General features: G+C 47.1%; 23 protein-coding genes. 12 read left to right on the top strand and 11 right to left on the bottom strand.

What is annotated here, in order from left to right:
• Positions 1–7: 7 nt before the first annotated feature.
• Positions 8–1,165 (bottom strand): cytochrome c oxidase subunit II, encoded by a 1,158-nt coding sequence (coxB, locus tag AELLOGFF_RS13935; protein ID WP_159269513.1) that lies wholly within the window; start codon positions 1,163–1,165, stop codon positions 8–10.
• 453 nt (positions 1,166–1,618) lie between these two features.
• Between coxB and AELLOGFF_RS13930 the strand changes: the two genes are divergently transcribed.
• Positions 1,619–2,938: an MATE family efflux transporter gene (locus tag AELLOGFF_RS13930; protein ID WP_159269512.1), complete on the top strand. Its 1,320-nt coding sequence runs from the start codon at positions 1,619–1,621 to the stop codon at positions 2,936–2,938.
• Between the two features lie 205 nt (positions 2,939–3,143).
• Positions 3,144–3,461: a hypothetical protein gene (locus tag AELLOGFF_RS13925; protein WP_159269511.1), complete on the top strand. Its 318-nt coding sequence runs from the start codon at positions 3,144–3,146 to the stop codon at positions 3,459–3,461.
• 123 nt (positions 3,462–3,584) lie between these two features.
• On the opposite strand, the gene AELLOGFF_RS13920 is transcribed toward AELLOGFF_RS13925, so the two are convergent.
• A complete protein-coding gene (locus tag AELLOGFF_RS13920; RefSeq protein ID WP_159269510.1) occupies positions 3,585–4,475 on the bottom strand; it encodes a LysR family transcriptional regulator in 891 nt (296 codons plus the stop codon).
• Between the two features lie 108 nt (positions 4,476–4,583).
• On the opposite strand from AELLOGFF_RS13920, the gene AELLOGFF_RS13915 reads away from it, so the two are divergent.
• The 6 genes from AELLOGFF_RS13915 (at position 4,584) to AELLOGFF_RS13890 (ending at position 9,878) form a co-directional block, all read left to right on the top strand.
• Positions 4,584–5,186: an FMN-dependent NADH-azoreductase gene (locus AELLOGFF_RS13915; protein WP_159269509.1), complete on the top strand. Its 603-nt coding sequence runs from the start codon at positions 4,584–4,586 to the stop codon at positions 5,184–5,186.
• 39 nt (positions 5,187–5,225) lie between these two features.
• Complete coding sequence (locus tag AELLOGFF_RS13910; protein WP_159269508.1) at positions 5,226–6,092, top strand: pirin family protein; 867 nt, start codon at positions 5,226–5,228, stop codon at positions 6,090–6,092.
• Between the two features lie 122 nt (positions 6,093–6,214).
• Positions 6,215–6,640, top strand: coding sequence for a CBS domain-containing protein (locus tag AELLOGFF_RS13905; RefSeq protein ID WP_159269507.1), 426 nt, complete (start codon positions 6,215–6,217; stop codon positions 6,638–6,640).
• 67 nt (positions 6,641–6,707) lie between these two features.
• Positions 6,708–7,562 (top strand): alpha/beta hydrolase, encoded by an 855-nt coding sequence (locus tag AELLOGFF_RS13900; protein ID WP_159269506.1) that lies wholly within the window; start codon positions 6,708–6,710, stop codon positions 7,560–7,562.
• A gap of 15 nt (positions 7,563–7,577) precedes the next feature.
• Complete coding sequence (locus AELLOGFF_RS13895) at positions 7,578–8,294, top strand: ZIP family metal transporter (protein ID WP_159269505.1); 717 nt, start codon at positions 7,578–7,580, stop codon at positions 8,292–8,294.
• A 366-nt stretch (positions 8,295–8,660) separates the two neighbouring features.
• Positions 8,661–9,878: a saccharopine dehydrogenase family protein gene (locus AELLOGFF_RS13890; protein ID WP_159269504.1), complete on the top strand. Its 1,218-nt coding sequence runs from the start codon at positions 8,661–8,663 to the stop codon at positions 9,876–9,878.
• A 100-nt stretch (positions 9,879–9,978) separates the two neighbouring features.
• Here AELLOGFF_RS13890 and AELLOGFF_RS13885 read toward each other — a convergent pair whose 3' ends face one another.
• The 3 genes from AELLOGFF_RS13885 to AELLOGFF_RS13875 form a co-directional block, all read right to left on the bottom strand.
• Positions 9,979–10,359: an STAS/SEC14 domain-containing protein gene (locus tag AELLOGFF_RS13885; protein ID WP_159269503.1), complete on the bottom strand. Its 381-nt coding sequence runs from the start codon at positions 10,357–10,359 to the stop codon at positions 9,979–9,981.
• An 86-nt stretch (positions 10,360–10,445) separates the two neighbouring features.
• Positions 10,446–10,733: a YheV family putative zinc ribbon protein gene (locus AELLOGFF_RS13880; RefSeq protein WP_159269502.1), complete on the bottom strand. Its 288-nt coding sequence runs from the start codon at positions 10,731–10,733 to the stop codon at positions 10,446–10,448.
• A 2-nt stretch (positions 10,734–10,735) separates the two neighbouring features.
• The gene (locus AELLOGFF_RS13875; RefSeq protein ID WP_159269501.1) at positions 10,736–12,769 is read right to left on the bottom strand and encodes a M3 family metallopeptidase; all 2,034 of its coding nucleotides are present in this window, start codon (positions 12,767–12,769) and stop codon (positions 10,736–10,738) included.
• A 145-nt stretch (positions 12,770–12,914) separates the two neighbouring features.
• Here AELLOGFF_RS13875 and AELLOGFF_RS13870 point away from each other — a divergent pair, with 145 nt between their 5' ends.
• Positions 12,915–13,475: a gamma carbonic anhydrase family protein gene (locus AELLOGFF_RS13870; protein ID WP_159269500.1), complete on the top strand. Its 561-nt coding sequence runs from the start codon at positions 12,915–12,917 to the stop codon at positions 13,473–13,475.
• Between the two features lie 9 nt (positions 13,476–13,484).
• Here the strand turns inward: AELLOGFF_RS13870 and AELLOGFF_RS13865 are convergent, their stop codons facing one another.
• The 6 genes from AELLOGFF_RS13865 to AELLOGFF_RS13840 form a co-directional block, all read right to left on the bottom strand.
• Complete coding sequence (locus AELLOGFF_RS13865) at positions 13,485–14,453, bottom strand: calcium/sodium antiporter (RefSeq protein ID WP_159269499.1); 969 nt, start codon at positions 14,451–14,453, stop codon at positions 13,485–13,487.
• Between the two features lie 34 nt (positions 14,454–14,487).
• Complete coding sequence (gene aroE, locus AELLOGFF_RS13860; protein WP_159269498.1) at positions 14,488–15,321, bottom strand: shikimate dehydrogenase; 834 nt, start codon at positions 15,319–15,321, stop codon at positions 14,488–14,490.
• A gap of 21 nt (positions 15,322–15,342) precedes the next feature.
• Entirely contained in the window at positions 15,343–16,245 is a 903-nt protein-coding gene (hemF, locus tag AELLOGFF_RS13855) for an oxygen-dependent coproporphyrinogen oxidase (RefSeq protein ID WP_159269497.1), read from the bottom strand.
• A gap of 41 nt (positions 16,246–16,286) precedes the next feature.
• The gene (locus AELLOGFF_RS13850) at positions 16,287–16,853 is read right to left on the bottom strand and encodes an L-threonylcarbamoyladenylate synthase (RefSeq protein ID WP_159269496.1); all 567 of its coding nucleotides are present in this window, start codon (positions 16,851–16,853) and stop codon (positions 16,287–16,289) included.
• A gap of 132 nt (positions 16,854–16,985) precedes the next feature.
• Positions 16,986–18,074 (bottom strand): DNA-processing protein DprA, encoded by a 1,089-nt coding sequence (dprA, locus tag AELLOGFF_RS13845; protein WP_159269495.1) that lies wholly within the window; start codon positions 18,072–18,074, stop codon positions 16,986–16,988.
• 54 nt (positions 18,075–18,128) lie between these two features.
• A complete protein-coding gene (locus AELLOGFF_RS13840; protein WP_159269494.1) occupies positions 18,129–19,151 on the bottom strand; it encodes a LysM peptidoglycan-binding domain-containing protein in 1,023 nt (340 codons plus the stop codon).
• 184 nt (positions 19,152–19,335) lie between these two features.
• Here AELLOGFF_RS13840 and def point away from each other — a divergent pair, with 184 nt between their 5' ends.
• Genes def through rsmB form a run of 3 tightly spaced genes read left to right on the top strand, consistent with a single transcriptional unit; the run spans position 19,336 to position 22,132 of the window.
• A complete protein-coding gene (gene def / locus AELLOGFF_RS13835) occupies positions 19,336–19,845 on the top strand; it encodes a peptide deformylase (protein WP_159269493.1) in 510 nt (169 codons plus the stop codon).
• Positions 19,842–20,828 carry a methionyl-tRNA formyltransferase gene (fmt, locus tag AELLOGFF_RS13830; protein ID WP_159269492.1) on the top strand — a complete coding sequence of 329 codons (987 nt, stop codon included), beginning with the start codon at positions 19,842–19,844 and terminating at the stop codon, positions 20,826–20,828. Before def ends, fmt begins: the two co-directional genes overlap by 4 nt.
• Complete coding sequence (gene rsmB / locus AELLOGFF_RS13825; RefSeq protein WP_159269491.1) at positions 20,825–22,132, top strand: 16S rRNA (cytosine(967)-C(5))-methyltransferase RsmB; 1,308 nt, start codon at positions 20,825–20,827, stop codon at positions 22,130–22,132. Before fmt ends, rsmB begins: the two co-directional genes overlap by 4 nt.
• Positions 22,133–22,214: the final 82 nt, after the last annotated feature.

Below are 22,214 nucleotides of genomic sequence, written 5' to 3'. Positions count from 1 at the left end.
AATCCCCCTACTGACCTTTCTTGAAGTTGTAAATATCAACTGGCTGCAACATGTCACCCATGTTGTTACCGAAGGCATTGCGCTGATATGTAATAACAGCGGCAAGATCTACCTCGTTTAGCTGACTACCAAATGCCGGCATTGCAGTGCCTGGTACACCATTGACGATGCGGTCTGTATGCTCTCTTATAGCGCCAGTCGCTATAGCACTGCCAGCAATTGCTTTACCGACACCGCCTTCACCATTTGCACCATGACAAGCAGAACATGCACTTGTGTAAACTGACTTACCGCGCTCTACCAACTCATCAAGAGAAAAGTCTTTTGCCATCAATTCTTTAATTTCAGCAGCGGCGGCTTCTTTTTCGCCTAACCACGCTTCATATTCAGACTCTTCAACGACGTTAACCACAATGGGCATAAAGCCATGATTGCGGCCACACAGCTCAGCACACTGACCACGAAAAACACCGGTTTCAGTCGCTTTAGTCCATGCTTCGTTGATAAAACCAGGAATTGCATCACGCTTAACCGCTAACGCAGGCACCCACCAAGCGTGCAATACGTCATTGGCGGTAACTAAAAAGCGCACTTTTTTGTTTACCGGGATAACAACTGGCTCATCAACTTCCAACAAGTAATTTGAACCCTTGTCTTCGGTATTCGCAATTTCCGCACCATCAGTCAACAAGTTAGAGAAGAAACTAACATTATCACCGTCTGGATTGATGTATTCGTATTTCCATTTCCACTGATAACCGGTAATTAAGATATCTAAATCAGCATCGTCGGTATCGTAGATTTCAATCAAGGTTTTGGTGGCTGGAACAGCCATAAACAACAAGATTAAAAAAGGAACTATGGTCCAAGCAATTTCCATTCGCGTATTTTCGTGGAAAGTTGCTGGCTCCTGATGACGCTCTTTACGGTATGCAAATACCGAGTAAAACATCACGCCAAAAACTACTATGCCTGTTACGACACAAATGTAGAAAACCCACATATGCAAGTCGTAAATTTGATGACCAACCTCGGTAATACCAGGGGTCATATTGGTTTGCCAACGCTCGGCCTGCTCGGCCCATGCGCCAGTACTAAACAGGCTTAGCAGCATTAGCACAGGACTAAGCGCCAGCTTGAGAAGCCGTTTCGCTTGTAAATACATCTCCCGTGTCTCCATGTACAGTTAATAAAGACCCCTCAGACCACACAAAGAGAACGGTGTACAAGTTTTCTATCTATTGAGGGAACACAATCGTTAAATTGAACTCTCACAACAGACACAAACAAATCTAAGTGCAGAATTTCTGGGAAATCTGTATTCAGATTCATTCGTAATTTGTACATCGCAAACTCATTGACGCTACTTTGGGTGCGACAAAACGCCGCAATTATAAACCTGATAAATGCACCAGCGCTACTCCGGTTCTCCTGAATGCACTATGACTTTTAGGGTATTTTCACCTGATTTGCTAAAAACCTACCAATTAAAGGGTTAATCTAGTCATCAAACCACTAGATATAGGATAAAATCTATTTTCGCACTAACGCAAATATCAATTTTTTATTCGCCCTAATTCTGTGCATACCCCATAACAAAACGCGACACGCTTTAATCATGAGCTCTTCACAGCAAATTAACCGTCGCATTCGCAACATTGCATGGCCGATGATCCTTGCGAACCTATCGGTTCCACTCTTGGGCATTGTCGATACCGCCATTCTCGGCCATCTTGACGACAGCCGCTACTTAAGCGCTGTCGCCATTAGCACCAGCTTACTTGCCTTCCTATATTGGGGGTTTGGCTTTCTGAGAATGGGCACCACTGGCGCCAGCGCCCAAACCCATAACCACCAGGAAAGCGCGGGCTTATTAATAAAAGCCCTTTTACTTAGCAGCATTATCGCTATTTTGATATTCATCATCGGTAGAAGCTTTAGCCACATCGGCCTTGGTTTAATGAATACCACTGAGAACCTACTCCCTATAGCGCAACGCTACTTACATATCCGCCTGTATAGCGCCCCCGCCGTATTAGGTACTTATGTTGTTATAGGCTGGCTTATCGGACAGCAGCAAACTCGTTGGCCGCTGATCATCGCAGTAGCCAGCAATCTTCTAAATATCGCGCTGGATTATGTTTTGATAATCAAATTCAACCAACTCAGCAATGGCGCAGCCGCCGCAAGCGCAATCAGTGAGTACTTTGGATTTGCGCTGGCTCTGTGGGCGGTACGCACCCCCTTAAAACACACGCTAGCAACGGGTTTAAAGATAAGCTGGGCGCAAGGCCCCAAACTTAAGCAGCTCCTTACCACCAACTTCCATCTGTTTATTAGAACAGCCGCACTGCTATCCAGCCTTGCTTTTTTTACCGCCCAAAGTGCGGCTCTTGGACAAAACCAACTTGCCGCCAACGCCATTTTGCTGCAATTAATGATGATCAGCGCTTACGGCCTTGATGGCTTTGCCCACGCGGCAGAAGCATTGGTTGGTGAAGCCTATAAGAATAACAACCAAGCACTGCTCATTAAGCTTTGCCTAGCCTGCGCTAAATTCTGTGCCGTTGCCGCTTTTAGCGCCAGCGTCATTCTCATTCTTTTTAAATCTGCCATTATTGAAATGATGACCGATTTACCCGCAGTGGCTCTTCTCATAAACAATGATTATTACTGGTTAGCATGGCTGCCACTGCTGTGTGCACCAAGCTACCTTCTAGACGGTATTTATATTGGCACACTCAAAACCAAAACCATGCAATGGTGCATGCTCTTCTCAGTTGCTGTGATTTACCTACCCCTATGGGCACTTACGCAACACCTTGGCAATAGTGGTCTTTGGCTTGCATTTACGGCATTCAATATAGCTCGTGGACTCAGCCTCGCAGCGTGCTTTAAATACAGTATCTTAAAAAAAGTGCCAACTTCCGTAAACTAGACTTCGCTACCCACCGTAACACCCTCTATAAATTGTAAATTCTCCGAAGATTAGTGATCTAGTCGACCTTATTTACACACTTTTTACGATTATGATTGATAAACACACAACCATGGGTAACAATATTTGGGTATTTAAGTATCAAGCCACCACCCAAGCCCCCTTCGTCATCATTTCATCGTCATTTTTTAAAGAGGTATGACTAATGAAAAAGTCTGTATTTTTACTCGCTAGCCTTATGCTATGCCTAATTAGCGGCACAGTCTTTGCCGAATGCGCAGCTCGCGCCGTTTACCGTGCCCCAGAAATTCCTAAATTAAATGAAACTAGCTTTGAACAAGTCGTCAAACTAGGGCAAGACGTGCGTGATTACATGGATGATGCTGACCGTAGACTAGAAAAGTGCGGCAATAAAGCCTCGCCACTGAGCCACAATCTCGCTATTGGTCGCATGGAAAGAGTCGCTAAAGCATACAATGAATTGGCTGTGTTCTATAACCAGACAAACCTAGCTGCAAATTAAAAATATCCCCTCAGAATATTATTCTGAGGGGAGCCTTATTCATCATAGCGTTAGCATTTCGTCATTTTGCCTAAGGCTGAAATAGACTACACCTCTGAAAGCCCACTCATTAAACCCTACTGCTCACACCTGTTGGGCGGCGGCTTTTATCAATTGCTCACAACGTAAAGTGGCTGCACCGGCTAAATCACGATCCGGCAAGATCAGAAACAAATCTGCGTACCGCGCTCCACCTTCCACCATCGGCAACGGAGTGAGCTCACCACTTGCTAATTCCCGACGTATACTTGGCTCTGGCAACCAAGCAAAACCTAGTCCGCGAACTACCGCCTTTATTGACATATCCATACGGCTTACCGTTAAGCGCTGAGTAGCTTCCAACCAACCTGAATCGCGCTGACGGCGAACACCAGAATCCCTTACCACAAGCTGACGGAAAGGCCGCAAGTCGTGATAATCAAGCTCACGGCCTAACTGATGTAAAGCATGATCTCGATGGGCAACCGCAACAAAAGTCACCCGCATTAAATGGTCGCCCAAAAAACCTGGCGGTACGATTCCTGTTATCGCCACATCACAACGGCGCTCTAACAAAGCCTCTTCTGCTCCGCTCAACACCGTCTCTACATATTCCATTCGAGTGTCTGGACAGCTCTCACTCAAATCCGCCAAACAGTTCAGCATAATTTCACTCGGAAATAAGGTATCGCTCACTATTCTCAACTGCGGCTCCCAACCTGCTGCAACAGACTTAGCGGATTTTTCCAAACGTAAAGCCTCATCAATCAAGCCGCGCCCTCGGCGGTACAACATCTGCCCTACCTCTGTCAGTTCGGACTTACGACCTTGAATCGCAAACACCTTAACGCCTAACTGCTCTTCCATTTTTTGAATGGTATAGGTCACCGCTGATTGACTCTTATGCAATACCTCGGCGGCTCGAGCGTAACTACCTTCATCCACAACGGCTAAAAAACAGTGCCACTGCTCTAGATTTGTCCTAGGTCCCGACATAATCATCAACTTTTCTGATTGAATATAGCAATAATTTGCGCTTTTTAAGCAGTTTTATCAATGATTGAATAAGCAACAACTTAAATACATCAATGTAAGGAAGGACACATGACCAATATCCTACACATCAATAGCAGCCTTTTCGGTAATGACGGTAAATCAAGCCAAATGGCTAATGAGTTTGTTCAGGCTCTGCGCAACAAGCTCGAAGAATCAGCTCTTATATCTCGCGACCTCAATGCCAAGCCCTTACCCCACTTGGATGGCGAACGCTTCACTGCGTTTACCACTCCAGCAGAACAGCGCAGCGATGAGCAAAAGCACATTGTTGCGGAGTCAGACCAGCTTATTAAGGAGCTCCGTGACGCAGACATCCTAGTTCTAGGTATCCCCCTCTACAATCTTGGCGTGCCATCTACTTTCAAAGCCTATATTGATCATATAGCCCGCGCCGGTGAAACGTTTCGCTACACCGCCAATGGTCCAGAAGGGCTGCTAAACAACAAAAAGGTATACGTATTTGCTGCTAGAGGAGGCCAGTATCAAGATACTCCATTGGATACGCAAACACCTTATCTTCGGCACATATTTGGCTTAATGGGGCTTCAGGATATCGAATTTATCTACGCTGAAGGCTTAAATATGGGGCCAGATATTGCCGACGCATCACTTGCAAATGCACGGAAACAATTGGCTAGCAAGGCAGCCTAGCGAATATTAACGGTTAACGGCCAGCTAAGGAGTTTGACGATGAAAACCCGCACAGTCACTCGTATTATTTCAGCACAGCCAACATCAGATGGAGCAGGGGTAAAACTAAAGCGTAGCTTAGGCCAGTCTAATGCCGCTAGGCACGATCCCTTTCTAATGCTAGATGAGTTCTTTTCGGACGAACCCGCTGACTATTTAGCGGGGTTTCCGTCTCATCCACACCGTGGCTTTGAAACAGTAACTTACATGCTTGAAGGGCATATGCTTCACCAAGACCACCTAGGTAATCAAGGCCACCTCAAAGACGGTGGTGTGCAGTGGATGACCGCTGGGCGAGGCATCATTCACTCTGAAATGCCGCAGCAAAACCATGGAAGAATGCGGGGCTTCCAATTGTGGATTAATTTACCTTCAGCAGAAAAAATGCAAGCTGCCTCTTACCAAGATATAACTGCTGATAAAATACCGCGCTTAAGCCTCGATAGTAGTAGCGAAGCCATACTCATCGCCGGGCACACTGTTATTAACCACTTATCAGCAACCGGTTTTATCAATGGTATTGACGGGAAGGCCCTGAGCACAGATCCAATTTATATAGACTTACGGCTGGCACCTGAAAAAAACGCAGAGGTCTCATTACCCCCAGATCATCATGCCGTTATCTATGTTTATGAGGGTGAAGTTACGATAGAGGGCACATCTATCACCAAATCTTGCAGCGCAATACTTGATGGTGGCGACACATTAAATATCAATACCCACTCTGGGGCCGGAATTCTTATTTTAGCTGGCCGTCCTATCGGAGAACCCATTGTTCAATATGGGCCATTTGTTATGACGACCAATGATGAAATTGAACAAGCATTAAGGGACTACCGTGATGGTGTACTCGTCTCCGCAAAGTGAATTGTCTTTATTTATGAGTTTACCAATAGGCTAGACCTCTGACAGCGATAGAAAACTATGTGTTTACGCTGTTGATTCTTGCGCGATATAGTAAGGCATCGACTCTATTTGGAGAGTAGCTTATGACAACCACAATGCTTGTACGCGAGGTAATGACCTCGCCATCACCGTTTGTAAAACAAGGAAGCGACCTAGGTGAGGTCGTCAAAACGCTGTTGGAACACGGTGTTTTTGGTCTACCTGTTATTAATGATCAACATAACTTAGTGGGCTTTGTATCTGAACAAGATTGCATCCACACGGTATTAGTCAGTAGCTATCACTGTGAGGGCTCACCCATTGTCGACGAAGTGATGAGTCGAGAAGTGTTATCTGTAGAAGCAGACATGTCTATTATCGACCTTGCTCAAAAAATGGGGAAGAACAAACCAAAATCCTACCCTGTTACTGAAGATGGCCAACTTATTGGCCTAGTTACTCGCAGCGCTATTCTTGAATCGCTATGGGAGAACCGGGCTAGCTGTGATTTACCCAATAGCAAAACTTAGACTTTTCGCATCGCAGCCAAAAACCTTGGCGCGATGCGTTTCTTCATAACGCTATAAGGAGTATGGCGTGAAAAACACCCATGTATTGATCGCTCTTTTTACACTTTGTGCCTGCCTGCTCGCCACTGCTACACAAGCAAAAACAATGAAAGATATTCCTTACGGAGAGGCCAAAGCGCAAAAATTAGATGTGTATCTACCCACAAAAGCACACGATAGCCCAATCATGTTTATGGTTCATGGTGGCGCATGGCGTATAGGCGACAAAGCAAACAGCAACACTGTCGACGCTAAAGTAGCACGGTGGGTAAAGCGCGGCTGGACTTTTGTATCTATTAACTACCGGATGCTGCCAGATACTCCCCCATATCAACAAGCCGAGGATGTTGCCAAGGCACTAGCACACGTTAAAACCCATAGCGCAGAATGGGGCGCAGACAATAAAAACATTGTCGTAATTGGACACTCAGCTGGTGCGCACTTGCTGTCTTTACTGTTAACAGACCCCAACTTATCTACACCCAACTCACTTAATGGCGTTCGTGGCGGTATTCTCCTAGACAGTGCCGCGCTAGATGTTCATAAAATTATGACCAACAAGCACCCTCGATTCTATAATCGAGTTTTTGGTGACGATCCAAATTACTGGCGTAAAAATTCTGCAATTGAACACCTCCACCAAGGGGTAAAACCATTATTATTAGTGTGCTCTACGCAACGCGATGATAGCTGTCCACAGGCAGAAACCTTTGTTCAAAAAGCAGACCAGCTCAAGGTCCAAACCACATTGTTAAAAGTCGATTTGTCACACAGGCAAATAAATGCCTCACTAGGTACTCAAACTACCTACACTGAGAACGTAGAACATTTTATCCGTGGCTTGGCTCCTAGCTTGCATTCCGTTCTACCGCCAAAAAATTAAATTATAGAGAACACAATGAACGGAATACTCAATATTATTATTCTCACCGCTGCTGCTGGTGTGTGTATTCCTTTCGGTGCCATCGTTGCCAATCACACCAGAATTCAACAACAATGGCTTGATAAGGAGTTTCGCCATTCCGTTATTGCCCTTGGTGCTGGCATTTTACTTGGCGCGGTTGCCATCGTCTTAGTTCCGGATGCGCTGGAACATCTAGACCACTCCCCCTGGGCTATCGCGCTACTATTATCCGGCGGGATTACTTTCTATTTCCTAGAAAAATATTTAGATATTCACCGCCGCGCTGCACCACAACTCACGGGGATGTTGCTAGATTATGTACCCGAATCACTCGCACTCGGAGGGCTCGCCGCCAGTGGCGCAGACTCGACCCTGCTGTTAGCCGTACTCATTGGCCTGCAAAACATACCAGAAGGTTTCAACACTTATAAAGAACTGACCGACGCGGGCCGGTCTTCCCGAAAAGTATATTTGCTGATGTTTGCGCTGGTACCACTTGGACCTATATTTGGTATTGCCGGTTATACCGCTCTGGGGGATAAGCATGACATACTGGGTGGTATCATGCTGATTGCCAGCGGTGGTATTTTGTATCTCATATTTCAAGATATCGCGCCGCAAATACCAATTCGTAAACACCGTGGCCCACCACTGGGAGCCGTCATTGGTTTTGCTATCGCAATGCTTGGCACCGTTTTAACCCAGTATTAAACTGAGGCCTTGTGCTCATGGAGTACAAAATTTGACCACACAAAATAACTCTTTTGGATTGATATGCGTATTTTACTAACATTGTTAATTCTAAGCTTACTCAGCGCATGCGGAAGCTCTTCCTACGATCAATCTAGAGAATGGCGCCTACAAGAGTGTGAAAAAATCCTTGACGACCTAGATCGGGGTAACTGTAAGAAAAACACTCCACATTACCAATAGCACCCCAGCTAGCCACAATCGACTAAACTTAGTGATTAATGCCCACTCCCAATCAATGTTTACAGTGATCAAATAGTGCTAAGCTCTAACACATAAATCATAACTTTTAGCCTGCATAAACCATTCATTGAATAGGGGAGACCCATGACACAGAGTACTTACGACATTATTGTTTTTGGTGCCAGCAGCTTTGTTGGCGAAATTCTGTGCCAATACTTAAGCAAAAACCGAGAAGAACCCGCTCTACGGTGGGCAATTGCAGGCCGGTCTGCCGCCAAACTAGAGGCGGTAAAAGCCAAACTCAATAAATCTGATTTAGATATTATTGTTGCAGATGCCTCCGATGAAAATGCATTGCGTTCACTGTGTGCAAAAACCCGCGTAGTCACGACCACCGTTGGCCCTTATGCCCTTTACGGCGAGCCCTTGGTAAAAATCTGTGCTGAGACCGGCACCGATTATTGCGATCTTACTGGTGAGGTTCAGTGGATTAGGAAAATGGTTGAGCGATACGATGGCGCCGCCAAAGCATCTGGAGCACGCATTGTAAATTGCTGCGGTTTCGACTCCATCCCCTCTGATTTAGGTGTCTATTACACCCAAGAACAAAGTAAGGCCAATTTCAACGAAACCTGTAGCGAAGTTAGTATGCGTGTAAAAGCTGTCAAAGGCGGTTTATCAGGTGGTACCTTTGCCAGTTTAATGAATGTGATGAAAGAAGCCTCTAACGATGCAGCGCTTCGCAAGGAAATGGCCGACCCGTATTCACTTTGTGTGGACGAATCCAGTAAGACTCGACAAGTAAATACCGGCTTAGCGCAATTTGATACGCTTTCTGGTAGCTGGACAACGCCGTTTATTATGGCGGCGATCAACACTCGAATTGTGCAACGCTCCAACTCATTATTAAAAGAAAGTTATTCAAAACCCTTTTTATATGATGAAGCCATGATGGTCGGAAAAGGGTTTAGCGGCAGATTACGAGCAGGGGCAGTTGGCGGCGGGCTAGCAGGCTTCATGCTGACCGCTAGCATCAAGCCAGGACGCTGGGTACTTTCCCGCGTCCTGCCGTCCCCAGGAGAAGGACCCAGCCCACAAGAACAGGAAAATGGCTTTTACGACTTACTCTTTTACGGGAAAACGGCCTCTGGCAAAAAAATACAATGCCGCGTTACCGGTGATCGCGACCCAGGATATGGCTCTACCGCTAAGATGCTTGGCCAAGCCAGTATTTGCCTCGCCCGCGATATCGACAAGGAAGACGTTGCGGGTGGTCTACTTACCCCAGCTAGCTGCTTTGGCAATAAACTAATAGAACGCTTAAAAATGTATTCTGGCTTAACCTTTAGCCAGATTAAATAAACCCGCTACTTACCGCCGGTAACCATCATGGTTTCCGGCGGCATTTCCTTCGTGGTGTCTACTCAGATTCCCAATTAACGGCTGTATTAACCTTATGGCTTTATCCAAACGTAGCTACATCACGCTCGCTCACCCAAATTAACGCCTCATCCCTTTGCAGAGGAATAAAGTGCTCAATTTCAATATTGGGAAATATTCGAGTAATAAATGTCGAGCCGCGATTAAACCAGCGAGGCTCACCGAGGATAGCCGTACGGGTAAAACGATTAATATATTTAGCTAAAAACCGCATTTCCTTAAGCCATCCCCTTGCCGTAAATCCTTCAAAGTGATCTAGCTCAATAAAAATATTTAAATTATCTTCTTCAAGTAATTTATGCTCGACCTCCTGCAAAATAAGGTCGATATCAGTGTGGTTTATTTTGCCAGATACCCTTACACCAACAACATGTGGAAAGGGAAGCTGCAACAACTCCAGCATGATATGTTCTCCGCGAATACGTTAGATAAGTATAGGCAAGATCACGGAGTTTGCGTTCCCAAGTATTAAGAAATAGGTATTATTCCTCAATGATCGCTACGATGTCGGCCATCACGGGGATCGATAAGCGACACGATTTTAACTTCATCCTCATGTGACAAAACTTCTTCGCCGGGCCTAGGCTGATTCACACGTGTTTCCGGCTCTTGTATTTTTCCCGTGTCGTCACGAATAGATTCTTTAAAACCACAGCGAACACATTCACGAATCTGTTCTAACTCAGAAACCCGATACATCACGGTTTTATCCATCTCAGCACACTTTGGACAAACGGCGCCGGCGATAAAACGCCGCTGATTAAATACGGTCGCCACGATTACTCTCCTTTTGCAACAGCAATACCCGAATGTCGCAATAGGGCATCATTGGCCGGCGCTCGGCCACGGAAGTTTTTAAATAGAACATCGGCGTCTTCAGCTCCTCCGCGCTCGAGTATCTCGGTGCGAAATTTTTGGCCAATTTCTTTACTCATCACGCCACACTCTTCGAATAGCGAGAAAGCATCGGCTGATAACACCTCTGCCCATTTATAGCTGTAGTATCCTGCCGCATAACCACCCGCAAATATATGAGAGAAACTATTTTGAAAGCGATTAAAAGCTGGTGGTAGGAAAACCGCCACTTGATCTCGCACCGTATTGATCATGGTATCAATGTCGGCCTCATCACGAATATCAGGCTGCATATGTAATTTAAAATCAAATAGCGAAAACTCTATCTGACGTAACATTTGCATTCCTGACTGGAAGTTTTTTGCTGCCAGTAATTTCTCTAACATGTCCGTCGGTAGTGCTTCGCCGGTTTGATAATGTGAAGAAATATCTGGGATAACTGATTTCTCCCAACACCAGTTTTCCAAAAACTGGCTAGGAAGCTCCACCGCATCCCAAGCAACTCCACTAATGCCCGCAACACTTAGGCAGTCAATTTTTGTCAGCATGTGATGCAGACCATGACCAAACTCATGAAATAGCGTTGTCACTTCATTGTGAGTAAGTAGGGAAGGGCGCTCGCTTGTCGGCGGCGAAAAATTGCAAACCAAAAATGCAACGGGTTGTTGCGCGCTGCCGTCATTGAGTAGGCGTCTACCACGCGCATTTGCCATCCATGCACCACCGCGTTTATTTGCTCGCGCATATAAATCCAAATAGAAGTGGGCAAGTACTTCACCACTTCGTGAAATGCGATAGCACTGGGCGTCTTTATGCCACAAATCAACATCTTCAATGGCGCTTATTTCAATATCAAACAGCTGACCAGTGATTTTAAATAAACCACTGATCACTTTTTCTGCTGGAAAATAAGGTCGCAACGCTTCTTGAGAAAGTGTAAATGAGGCTTCTTTTAGCTTTTCGCTGTAGTACGGTACATCCCATGCATTTAAGTCTGTAACCCCATGCTGGGCAGCAAAAACGGCGAGTTCTTCAAATTCTTGTTTTGCAACAGCTTGACTGGCAGACGCTAGCTCCTCGAGAAAATCAATCACTTGCTGACTCGATTCAGCCATCTTACTCGCAATGGAATAATCAGAATAATGCTCAAATCCTAGTAATTGCGCCATTTCATGGCGAAGCTGAGAAATCTCAACCATTAGCGGTCCGTTGTCCCACTGCTCAGCCTGCGGACCGAGTGATGACGCCCTAGTTACATAAGCTGTGTACATTTCCTTTCGCAATTCACGGTTATCCGCATATTGCATAAGAGGTAAATAGGTGGGGATATCAAGGCTCAAACGATACCCATCTATGCCTTTAGCTTTGGCCGCCTCCTTCAAATTATCCAGCACCGTATCTGGCACGCCAGCTAAGTCATCGACATTCTCAATGATTTTTTCCCAACCATCCGTCGCGTCAAGCACATGATTTGAAAACGTCGTTGATAGCTCACTCAAACGCTGCTGTATTTCAGCAAAACGACTTGCATTATCCCCATCTAAAGCAACACCAGACAATTTAAAATCACGTAGCATATTGCGTACAGCTTGTTGCTGAGGACCACTCAAGGTCATAAATTCAGCGCTATCGGCAAACACTTGAACTCGGTCATATAGTGGCCGGTTTTGTCCCATTTCACTGTTATAGGCGGTAAGTAAAGGCAAACAAGCACTGTATGCTGCTCGCCAAGCGTCGCCACTAATAACACTGTGTAAATGGCTCATAGGCGCCCAGAATCGACCAATGGCATCGTCTATCTCTTCCAAAGGAGCCATCAAATTTGGCCAGCTTGGCTGCGCTTTATCAGCCACGACTAAGGCCACTTGCTGCCGCGCGTTGGCTAAAATATCCTCGCATTCCTTCGCCATTGCCTGAGGATCTAGGGTAGAAAAGATGGGTAAACTATTCGCCGTCATGGTGCAAAAGACCTTATTAACTAAAAATCAACAATACCGCCAGTGTATCAAATCTAGGTGCGCCCCGAAGCCTGCTCATTGACTTTTAACTACCAAAAGCTAGAAATCAGTTAAGCTATACAAACACACCAAAATGGAGAGCTATATGAATTACCGGCCACAGCAATTTATCAGGCGCTTTGAGGAACACCACCCAAAGCTTGGTGAGCGTGTGTTTATTGATCCCAGCGCGGTTGTTATCGGTAATGTCAGCATTGGCGATGATAGTTCCATATGGCCAAATACCACGGTGCGCGGCGATATGCATAGTATCTCCATAGGTGCCAAAACCAGCATCCAAGACAATAGCGTTTTACATATCACTCATGCTGGCCCTTACAATCCTGAAGGATACCCACTGCAAATTGGTGACGAAGTGACTGTCGCTCACAGTGTCACGCTGCACGGCTGCACAATTGGCAATTGTGTGCTTATTGGCATGGGGAGTATTGTGATGGATGGTGCTGTCATTGAGGACAACGTGGTGGTGGGTGCCAACTCATTAATTCCTCCCGGTAAACACTTAGCCAGCGGTTGGCTTTATGTTGGCAGTCCCGCTAAACCGGTACGAGCACTTAGCAAAGGGGAGTACAGCTACTTTAGCTATAGCGCTGCAAACTATGCCAAACTAAAAGATCGCCATATTGCAGCATTGAGTACGACATAAACTCTGCTCTTAATAAACACCGGCATCATGGAGCAAATAGAGAAGGTAGGCCACGTACATTGCCAATAATCCCCCCCCTTCTACACGGGAAATTCGTCTCGCTTTGCGCGGCCCAAACGCGACCAGAAAAAAGATTCCCGTTAATAACAACATAACCGGATAATCACGACTCATTACTTCTGCATCAATGGCGCCGGGGGCTATTACCCCAGGCAACGCCATTACCCCCAATAAATTGAATAGGTTTGAGCCCACCACATTCCCTATGGCAATGTCGTGCTCATTTTTACGCGCCGCGGCAACAGACGCCGCTAATTCCGGCAAGCTCGTACCAATCGCCACAACGGTTAAACCAATAACCAGATCACTAAGGCCAAAGAATTGAGCTATCTCAACCGCAGACCAAACCAAAACCCGTGCCGACGCGATCAATAATACAAAGCCAAATAACAACCACATCAAAGCAATTTTGAGAGGCATATCTCGCGGAATCTCGGCCTCAAATTCCGCCGCAATGCTATCGCCCTTGCTGTGCTTTGCTTCCCATATTTGCCTGACAACTACCAGCACAAAACCGATCAGCAAAATACTTCCATCGACAAAACCTAAATCGCCATCGGAAAGCAGAAAATACCCCACCAGCATGACCAAAATCAGTAGCGGGATTTCACGAGTCACCAATTTGGATTGCACTTTTAGGGGAATTAATAGCGCGGTAAACCCTAAAATTAGGGCTATATTAGTAATATTTGAACCCAGCGCATTACCTACAGCCAAACCTGGCTGACCGTCTGCAGCCGCAATAGCGGAAACCAACATCTCTGGAGCCGAGGTCCCGATACCCACGATTAAGATGCCAACCACTAAAGGTGAAACGCCTAATATGGAGGCTGTTGCCGATGCACCAATCACAAAGCGATCCGCACTCCACACCAGTAAAACCAAACCCACGACCAAGGCAACAACGGTCAATAACATACAATAATTTCCAACAAGGCCATCGGCGTTTTTATTACGCCGACAAAGATTGACGAATGAGCTCAACAACCGGCTTTGTATCTGGACGCACACCACGCCAAATACAAAAAGATTCCGCTGCCTGCTCAACTAACATTCCCAAACCGTCCGATACTGCCCACGCCGCTTCAGCGGCTGCCCAACGCATAAATGGGGTTGGTTTTGGACCATACATCATGTCGTAAGCACAGCCATCATTGCTCAAAATATGGTGGGGTAGTGGTGGTAAATCCCCTGTCATACTCGCACTGGTGCCATTAATAATTAAATCAAACTGGGTGCCTATCAGGCCCTCATAACTACAACCTGAAACATCGCCCATGGCGTCAAACAACTTGACCAAATTCTGCGCTTTTTCCACAGTACGATTGGCAACAAGTACATGGGCTGGCTTCTGTTTTAGCACCGGACCAAGAATTCCGCGTGCTGCGCCCCCCGCGCCGAGCACTAAAATCCGACGCCCATTTAACTCCCAACCTAAGTTGTCATGAATATCGCGAACCAAACCCACACCGTCGGTATTATCGCCATATATGCTGCCATCTTCTTGCAATGCCAAGGTATTAACTGCCCCAGCACGGCGAGCGCGACCACTTAGCTGGTCAGCAAACTTAAACGCATCCAGCTTAAAAGGCGCTGTAATATTTAGCCCCTTGCCGCCATGACTAAAAAATTGACTGGCCACTTCAGCAAAGCGCTCTAACTCAACTTTATGAGCACGATAATTCAGTTTCTGCCCCGTTTGCTCTGCAAAAGCCGCGTGGATTTGCGGCGACTTACTATGCTTAACAGGATTGCCATACACGGCATACTGATCTTTATTTTCCATAACCAAGGATTACTGCCTTTATTACTCCGGTAACAACCAATCTCTAACCGGCAAGAATTCTGCGGTTAAAGCTGCTTCGGGACTTCCTATCTCGGGATGCCAATTGTACTCCCATCTGACTAAGGGCGGCAGCGACATTAGAATTGATTCAGTGCGACCACCACTTTGCAAACCAAACAAGGTTCCTCGGTCATGCACTAGATTAAACTCAACATAGCGGCCACGGCGATATAGCTGAAATTGGCGTTCACGATCGCCCCAATCCCTGTCTTTGCGGCGCTCAACTATAGGCACATAAGCCCGAGTATATGAGTTGCCCACCGCCTGCATAAATGCAAAGCATCGCTCAAAACCACCCGCATTTAAATCATCGAAAAACAGCCCCCCGACACCTCTGGCCTCATCGCGATGACCCATATAAAAATATTCGTCACACCACTTTTTGTACTGTGGATAAACATCTTCACCAAACGGGTCACAAGTATCTTTAGCTACCTGATGCCAATGCCGACAGTCCTCGGTAAAGCCATAATAAGGAGTTAGGTCATAACCACCACCAAACCACCAAACAGGATCTTCACCGGGCTTTTCAGCAACAAAAAATCGCACGTTAGCGTGACTTGTAGGCACATAGGGATTCTGCGGATGCATAACTAATGACACCCCCATGGCCTGATAACTTCTTCCCGCTAGTTCTGGCCTGTGCGCACTGGCTGTGCCTGGCATAGCATCGCCTTGCACGTGAGAAAAATTTACCCCGCCTTTCTCAAAAACTGCACCATCGCTTATCACTCGACTGCGACCCCGACCCCAGTCGTCTTCAACGAATGATGCTTGGCCATCAACCGCGGCTAACTGCTCGCAAATGCGATCTTGTAGCGATAATAAAAACTGTTTAACCGCAGCAATATCAATATTTTTCATCGGTACTCCACAGTAAAAATATCTGCACCATTCATATCGTTTTAAGCTCCTCGCAGATATTCGCCACTTAGAGCATCACAAATATCTGTTGGCTGTGCGCGGGCTCCTGTGCGACCCGGCAAATAGTAGTCCACCTGAGAACGAAAATAGCGCTGTACTTCGCGCTGGTTTCTAGCTGGTTCACAGCCAGCAGGGTTGGCAGAGGTTGAGACCAAACAGGTATTGGCCGCGCGACATAGCGCCGAGGTGAGTGGGTGATCACTCACTCTGATCGCTACGCTTTGGTGTTCGCCTTTAATCCAAGAGGGCGCCCAAGCAAAATCAGGAACCACCCATGTATGTGGGCCGGGCCAACTTGCTTCAACTTGTGTACGAATAGCTGCTGGTAAATTTGGCAACACTGCATCGAAACGCGCAACACTGTCCGCCACCAATACCAAGCCCTTTGCGGGATCGCGATTTTTCATATTCAAAATATGGCTAACCGCAGAGTTATCCCAAGGCACGCAGGCCAAGCCCCACACCGCTTCGGTTGGGTGACTAACAACAGCACCTGCTCGCAACAACGCTGCGGCACGGCGTAGACGATAGGAGTCTAATAAGGCCATAGGGCATAAATCCGCATTGTAGTTAGCTAAATCGACAAAATGCGGCGAAAGTATACCTGTTTTTACCTTGTGATGAGCCGAAAATTACACATATGCACAGCGAATGCTCAACGTGAAGTCGGGTAAATCATCTTAGCGGCTTCGCTGCCAACCGCCACGATACTGCTCTACCCAGCCCCCTAGCTCTAAATCCCCAAGTTCGGCTAGGGCATCTGCGACACTCAATCCGCAAAAATTGACCACTTCATCAAAAGATATTGGCTCGTAGCCAAGGGCATCATATACCCGAGATTCCACCTCTTCAGTGACAAGCTTCTCCGGATCTCCAACCGTTGCAGTGTCTGTATTGGCCCAGCCAGAAAACTCTTCGATAATATCGGATAAAGTATCGACCAACTTAGCGCCTTGCTTTATTAGTGCGTTACAGCCGCGACTTGCTGGGTTGTGAATTGACCCTGGAATGGCAAATACCTCTCGGTTCTGCTCCAGCGCTTGACGAGCGGTAATTAGCGACCCGCTGTGAATAGCTGCCTCTACCACGAGTACACCCAAGCTCATGCCACTAATTATTCTATTGCGGCGTGGAAATTGGTGTCTCAATGGCGGGCTGCCCAGTGGAAACTCGCTTAGCAACAAACCCTCTGAAGCAATTTGATCGTACAGTACCCGGTTACTTTTCGGATAACACTGGTCTACTCCTGTACCCAACACCGCAATCGTCGACGACGGCGATATTAATGCACCGATATGAGCGGCAGTATCCACACCCAGCGCCATACCGCTCACGGTTGTAAACCCAGCGTTACCCAGTGCCGTCGCAAAAGCTTGAGCATCTGCTCTTCCAGCACGGCTGGGTCGCCGGCTTCCCACCACAGAGAACAATACCCCCCTTAGTAATTCCGTGCGCCCTCGGTAGTACAGCAATGGCGGTGCATCATGTATCTCTTTCAATAAAGCGGGGTAATCATCATCGTGAAAACACAGAACATCAGCGTCTGCGCTAGCCAAGGCCTCGTCAACCCAGCCATGTCCGGAAAGAGAGAGCTCTTGAGCCAAGACGCGTCGTTGGCTAGCACTGATCCCTAGCTTCGCCAGTTCGAGGAGCGGTAAATCTAATATCAAGTGCGGGCTAGGGTTGGCTAACACCAGTCGTCTAAAGTGAGCTGGTGGTAACGCTAAACATTGCTGAACTTGAAGCCAGCGGCGGGCAAGTATTTCCACATTCGCATCCTTGCGTCTCGTGGCTGGACCGCTTTTAGCGGTCCGCAATTAATTTTACGGGTTCTTAACTTTATCACCTACGGTTAATGGCTGCTCTGCCTTTAGTACTAAGGCATAGCTAACTCGCTCAAAACTCCGGAACACCATTAACAAGCCTGCGCGAACATCAGGCGCTTTTACTCGCTCATTAGTCAGCGGGTCGGTAACTACCACTCCGGTGGTGTAAATCGCCATGACATCCCCAGCTTGAATTTCGTTTCTCGCCCCCAAGTTTAAGGTAACAACATCAAAACTCCCTATTTGGGTTAAACCACCATCGACGGCGATTATAAAGCCATTGGTGTTTTCAACCGGCGCCTTTGGTTCAAAACGAGCATGTAGGTGGCGCACCTCCATGGGTAAAAATCGATCTGCTCGACGAATTTCTTGGGTGCTGCGATTCAAGGTTAAAGTAGCAACATCCTTTTCTGTTGCCAGTAAATTAGCGGTGCCGATATCTGTAGCCTCAACCCCCAGCACTTCACCCGTTATCGGGTCCTGATAAACTTGGCCTCGGCGGTATACACCGTAGGTCTCATCACCACTAAAATCCCCGCGACCTAAAATTTGATCACCGGCACCAGCAACAATATTACCTCGCTTGCCAGCAAGCACATAGGGCGCCCGCTCCAGCTCTGCATCAGTGACAACCCGGCTACGAGTCAAAAATGGCGCGATAACGTCTAGGGGAATGGTTGGAATGGCGTCAGTAATATCAGAAATTCGCATTTCTGGCGTTAATTTCACAACACTATTATCAACCGCATTTCTCACCAACATAGGCTTACCATTCACCCATACCAGCGTTAAAACATCACCCGGATAGATCAAATGCGGGTTTTCAACTTGAGGATTGTAATGCCACAACTCTGGCCAAAACCAAGGATCATTCAAAAACATGGCTGATATGTCCCACAAGGTATCGCCTTTTTGGACCACATAGGTCTGCGGGTGGCCCCCTTTCAGGGAAAGCACATCACCCGCTTGCGCTAACGCCATCATCAGCCCAAGGCAAAGCCCCAACACCATGTTCTTCATAATTAAATCCTATTACTCTTTAAACGGCCAGCAACATGCCAAGAATCAGGCATTTCTTATGCGCTCTCTGTATAATATAGAGGATACACCGCTACAGGCGAATAATTTGTAGACCAAAATGTCTACTTATTCATTATCTTAGCAATAGTTATACAACTTACACGACAAATGATCACGAACTACTATGGCTATACTTGAAATTCTTGAATTTCCTGACTCGCGACTACGAACGGTGGCTAAGCCAGTTAAAACCGTTGATGACCGCATTCGCAACTTGATAGACGACATGTTTGAGACGATGTACGATGCCCCCGGTATCGGCCTTGCTGCAAGCCAAGTTAATGTACACGAACAAATTGTTGTTATTGATGTTAGCGAAGACCACAGCGAACCACTGGTTTTTATTAACCCGGAAATCACGGTAATAGACAGTGAAACCTTTGAATACGACGAAGGCTGTCTGTCAGTACCCGGTTTCTACGAGACCGTCACGCGCCCGCAGCACGTTAAGGTCAAGGCCTTAGATCGTAACGGCACCGCCTTTGAAATGGAGCCAAAAGGCTTGCTTGCAGTATGTATTCAACACGAAAAGGACCACCTTTTAGGTAAGCTCTTTGTTGACTACATCTCACCACTAAAACGCAACCGAATTCGCGGTAAAATGGAAAAACTCCACAAGCAAAAATCCTCATGAAGCCAACTCCGCTACGATTGATTTTTGCCGGCACACCGGACTTTGCTGCACAGCATTTGCAGGCGCTGATAGACGATGGCTCTCACGATATTGTCGCCGTCTATAGTCAGCCCGACCGGCCGGCTGGTCGAGGTAAAAAGACACTCCCCAGCGCCGTAAAACATACCGCCGAAGTTGCTGGCTTACCGGTTTATCAGCCCATAAATTTCAAAGACATCGCGGATCAAGAATTACTTGCCAGTCACAATGCAGACTTAATGATCGTGGTTGCTTACGGGCTACTGCTACCACAACGTGTTTTGGATATTCCCCGCCTAGGCTGTATTAACGTTCATGGATCACTGTTACCGCGCTGGCGTGGCGCCGCGCCAATACAACGCGCCATCGAAGCGGGTGACTCAGAAACCGGTATTACCATCATGCAAATGGATGCCGGTCTCGATACCGGAGACATGATCAGCAAAGTAAACTGCGCGATCAAGACTACTGACTCTGCAGCAGACCTGTTTAAACGCTTAGCGGATATAGGTGGCCCCGCCTTAATTCAAGCCGTCAACGCACTGGCAGCAGGGCAAGCCACAGCTCAGCCCCAAGACGATAGCCTGAGTAACTACGCATCAAAAATTGCTAAACCAGAAGCTATTATTGATTGGCAACAAGACGCCGTAAGCTTAGGTCGAAAAATCCGCGCCTTTAACCCCTTTCCTATCTGCTATACCCGCTTTGCCGCCAATCCCAAAGACGAACGTATAAAAATTTGGCGGGCTGAACCACTGGACATTTCTCACGATAACGCTAACCCTGGGGAGATTCTCAGTGCAGACAAAACAGGTATCACCGTTGCCTGTGGGCAGGGTGTATTGCGAATTCTTGATTTACAAATGCCTGGCGGTAAAGTGTTAGCCGCTGGTGATGTTCTAAATGCTAAAGCAGACCTCTTTAGCCCCAGCACACTGCTGGGCTCACCGTCTAACACACCATGAAGTGCCCCCGCGTTGCCGCCGCCCGCTGTCTGGCCAATATTGAGCAAGAGGGGAGCTCATTGGCTCGGGTTTTACCCCGTATTGAGCAAGAACTAGACCCCGCTCAGCGTTCACTATACCGCGAACTTTGCTATGGCACTCTGCGGTTCTACTGGAAGCTAGATGCCGCTCTAAAGCCCTTTTTCAGCAAGCCACTCAAAGCCAAAGACAGCGATGTGAAAATGCTCATTTACATCGGTGCTTATCAGCTTTCCTACACCCGTATTCCACCCCACGCGGCAATCAATAGCTGTGTTGAAGGTTGTCGTAAACTCAAGAAAAAATGGGCATCTGGCATGGCAAACGCCATTTTGCGCCGTTGCCAGCGGGAACAGGATGGTTTATTTAGCGCCCTAAGCCCCGCCGCAAGCGCCGCTTTTCCAGCGTGGTTATTCAACTCATTACAAAACGCTTGGCCAGATAATCTTGACGATATTCTCACCGCCAGTAATTCCCACCCACCTTTTTGCCTGCGCGTTAATCAGCAACACACTAGCCGCACAACGTATTTAGACGCGTTAAACCAAGTTGATATTAGCGCCAGTGCCTGCGATTTCGCCCAACAGGGCATTCGCTTAGCACAAGCCTGTAACGTCGATAAACTTCCAGGGTTTCACGACGGGGATGTCAGCGTTCAAGATGAAGCAGCCCAACTGTGCACAACACTGCTGGAGCTCAAGCCAAACCAACGTGTATTGGATGCTTGCGCCGCCCCTGGCGGTAAAACCGGAGCGATTCTAGAACATCAACCAGAGCTAAGCGAGGTCGTCGCGCTCGACATCGATGAACAGCGGCTCAGCCGCATTGAAGACAACCTCAATCGCCTCCATCTTAACGCGACGCTAGTTAGTGCCGACGCGAGCGATCTCGATGCTTGGTGGGATGGTCAATATTTTGATCGTATCCTGCTAGATGCACCCTGTTCTGCCACAGGTGTTATTCGACGCAATCCCGATATTAAACTTAATCGGCTCGATTCAGATATTGAGCCACTAGTAGCACTACAAACAACCTTGCTAGATACCCTCTGGCAATGTCTCGCACCAGACGGTATTTTTGTGTACGCCACCTGCTCCTTACTTCCAGCAGAAAATGAACAACAATTAACCGCCTTTATTGCTCGCCACAACAACGCCGAACTCCTGCCCATCAACACCGACTGGGGCGTGGATCGCAAAGGCGGACGGCAACTATTCCCACAGGTTGATGGCCATGACGGTTTCTTCTACGCAAAAATTCACAAAAATCCTGAGCTCTGCTCTTGAGTGACGCACCTTGCCGCCGCACAATGGCAGGCTTGGTGAGAATTACCTTTTTTGGCCGTACTGTGCTTGATATTGCAAGAAT

It is taken from the genome of Zhongshania aliphaticivorans, from assembly GCF_902705875.1.
Classification (GTDB): domain Bacteria; phylum Pseudomonadota; class Gammaproteobacteria; order Pseudomonadales; family Spongiibacteraceae; genus Spongiibacter; species Spongiibacter aliphaticivorans_A.
Note: the sequence above shows the minus strand (reverse complement) of the source record. Positions and strands in the feature narration are given on the sequence as shown.

Bases quoted from the DNA above. Each gene is read 5' to 3' on its own strand.
- AELLOGFF_RS13870 (WP_159269500.1), top strand. From the start codon at position 12,915: ATGAATTACCGGCCACAGCAATTTATCAGGCGCTTTGAGGAACACCAC.
- AELLOGFF_RS13910 (WP_159269508.1), top strand. From the start codon at position 5,226: ATGAAAACCCGCACAGTCACTCGTATTATTTCAGCACAGCCAACATCA.
- AELLOGFF_RS13840 (WP_159269494.1), bottom strand. From the start codon at position 19,151: ATGAAGAACATGGTGTTGGGGCTTTGCCTTGGGCTGATGATGGCGTTA.
- hemF (WP_159269497.1), bottom strand. From the start codon at position 16,245: ATGAAAAATATTGATATTGCTGCGGTTAAACAGTTTTTATTATCGCTA.
- AELLOGFF_RS13930 (WP_159269512.1), top strand. From the start codon at position 1,619: ATGAGCTCTTCACAGCAAATTAACCGTCGCATTCGCAACATTGCATGG.
- AELLOGFF_RS13875 (WP_159269501.1), bottom strand. From the start codon at position 12,769: ATGACGGCGAATAGTTTACCCATCTTTTCTACCCTAGATCCTCAGGCA.
- AELLOGFF_RS13890 (WP_159269504.1), top strand. From the start codon at position 8,661: ATGACACAGAGTACTTACGACATTATTGTTTTTGGTGCCAGCAGCTTT.
- aroE (WP_159269498.1), bottom strand. From the start codon at position 15,321: ATGGAAAATAAAGATCAGTATGCCGTGTATGGCAATCCTGTTAAGCAT.
- AELLOGFF_RS13905 (WP_159269507.1), top strand. From the start codon at position 6,215: ATGACAACCACAATGCTTGTACGCGAGGTAATGACCTCGCCATCACCG.
- def (WP_159269493.1), top strand. From the start codon at position 19,336: ATGGCTATACTTGAAATTCTTGAATTTCCTGACTCGCGACTACGAACG.
- AELLOGFF_RS13915 (WP_159269509.1), top strand. From the start codon at position 4,584: ATGACCAATATCCTACACATCAATAGCAGCCTTTTCGGTAATGACGGT.
- AELLOGFF_RS13925 (WP_159269511.1), top strand. From the start codon at position 3,144: ATGAAAAAGTCTGTATTTTTACTCGCTAGCCTTATGCTATGCCTAATT.
- AELLOGFF_RS13850 (WP_159269496.1), bottom strand. From the start codon at position 16,853: ATGGCCTTATTAGACTCCTATCGTCTACGCCGTGCCGCAGCGTTGTTG.
- fmt (WP_159269492.1), top strand. From the start codon at position 19,842: ATGAAGCCAACTCCGCTACGATTGATTTTTGCCGGCACACCGGACTTT.
- AELLOGFF_RS13895 (WP_159269505.1), top strand. From the start codon at position 7,578: ATGAACGGAATACTCAATATTATTATTCTCACCGCTGCTGCTGGTGTG.
- AELLOGFF_RS13865 (WP_159269499.1), bottom strand. From the start codon at position 14,453: ATGTTATTGACCGTTGTTGCCTTGGTCGTGGGTTTGGTTTTACTGGTG.
- AELLOGFF_RS13920 (WP_159269510.1), bottom strand. From the start codon at position 4,475: ATGTCGGGACCTAGGACAAATCTAGAGCAGTGGCACTGTTTTTTAGCC.
- AELLOGFF_RS13885 (WP_159269503.1), bottom strand. From the start codon at position 10,359: ATGCTGGAGTTGTTGCAGCTTCCCTTTCCACATGTTGTTGGTGTAAGG.
- coxB (WP_159269513.1), bottom strand. From the start codon at position 1,165: ATGTATTTACAAGCGAAACGGCTTCTCAAGCTGGCGCTTAGTCCTGTG.
- rsmB (WP_159269491.1), top strand. From the start codon at position 20,825: ATGAAGTGCCCCCGCGTTGCCGCCGCCCGCTGTCTGGCCAATATTGAG.